Raw genomic sequence first — 1435 nt, 5'->3', positions numbered from 1 at the left:
TCCCGTTCACCTGCACCGGCAAGGCCGGCAGAACCACCACCACCGACGGCACCAGGTACTCCGGCAGCTGTCCCGACAGCGCCGCCTTCACCCCTGCGCCATCGACATCGCCCACCACGTACCCCACAAGCCGGCGGCCCTCCCCCGACCCGCGCACCATCGCCACTGCCTCGCGCACCCCCGCGCACGACCGCAGCCCGGCCTCGACCTCACCCAGCTCGATCCGGAACCCCCGCAGCTTCACCTGCTCGTCCAGACGACCCAGGAACTCGACCGTCCCATCATCACGCTGCCGGCACAGGTCTCCCGTCCGGTACAGCCGGCCGCCCGGCATCTGCGGGTCCGGCACGAAACGCTCCGCCGTCAGCCCCGGGCGGTCCAGGTATCCCCGCGCCAGGGTCCCGCCACCGATGCACAGCTCGCCCAGACCACCGATCGGCACCTCGTTGCCGTCCACATCCAGCACGTACGCGCTGCGGCTCGGGTATGCATGCCCGATCGGTACGATCGCGCCATCCCCGTCACTCGCCTCCGTCCGACGCGACAAACACGCGATCGTCGTCTCCGTCGGGCCGTACAGGTTGTCCAGACGTACCCCCGACAGCGGACCTGCCTGCCACCGCTTCAGCGCATCCCCCGCCAGCGCCTCGCCGCCCACCGTCACCTGGCGCAGCGACGGCAGCGATAACGGCAGATCCCCCAGCCACTGCTGCCAGTACGCTGTCGGGATCCGCGAGAACGTCACCCCCTCATCACGCAGCCGGCCCGTCAGCGTCTCCAGGTCCCACAGTCCGGGACCACGCATCACCACGCGGCCGCCCCGCATCAGCGCCGGCAGAAGCTCGTGCAGCGCAACGTCGAAGTTGATCGTCGAGCTGTGCAGCACCACGTCCGACGGACCGATGCCGTACGTCGCCAGGAAGTCTCCCAGGTGCAGGCTCAGCGCTCCGTGCGTGATCGCCACGCCCTTCGGACGGCCCGTCGAGCCCGACGTGTAGATCACGTACGCCAGCTGGTCCGGGACGATCGCCTCGTCCCAGCCCGCCGCGCTCTCGTCCTCGACATCGCTCACCACAACCTGCGCGCAGCCCGCCAGCACCGCGCCCAGGCGTGCCGACGTCGCCGCGTCCGTCACCACGCACCGCACGCCGGCGTCCTGCACCATCTCCCGCAGACGTGCCTCCGGGTACGCCGGGTCCAGCGGCACGAATGCGCCGCCCGCCTTCAGCACGCCCAGCAGGCCGGCAACCATCCCCACCGACCGCTCCAGGCACAGGCCCACCCGAACCTCGCGGCCCACATCGAGCGTCTTCAGCCGGCGACCGATCCGGTTCGACCATGCCTCCAGCGCCCCGTGGCTCAGCCGTTCGCCCTCGCAGCTCAGTGCCTCCGCTTCGGGACGCGCCAACGCCCGCGCACGGATCCGGGCCGTCGC

Annotated in this window: 1 protein-coding gene; it reads right to left on the bottom strand. The window is 71.2% G+C overall.

What is annotated here, in order from left to right:
• Positions 1-1435 (bottom strand): amino acid adenylation domain-containing protein (locus tag FQU96_RS41950; RefSeq protein ID WP_146547387.1); only part of this gene is annotated, 1435 nt, incomplete at both ends.

This window comes from Reyranella sp. CPCC 100927, from assembly GCF_007859315.1.
Classification (GTDB): Bacteria; Pseudomonadota; Alphaproteobacteria; order Reyranellales; family Reyranellaceae; genus Vineibacter.
This window is presented reverse-complemented; position numbering and strand designations above follow the sequence as displayed.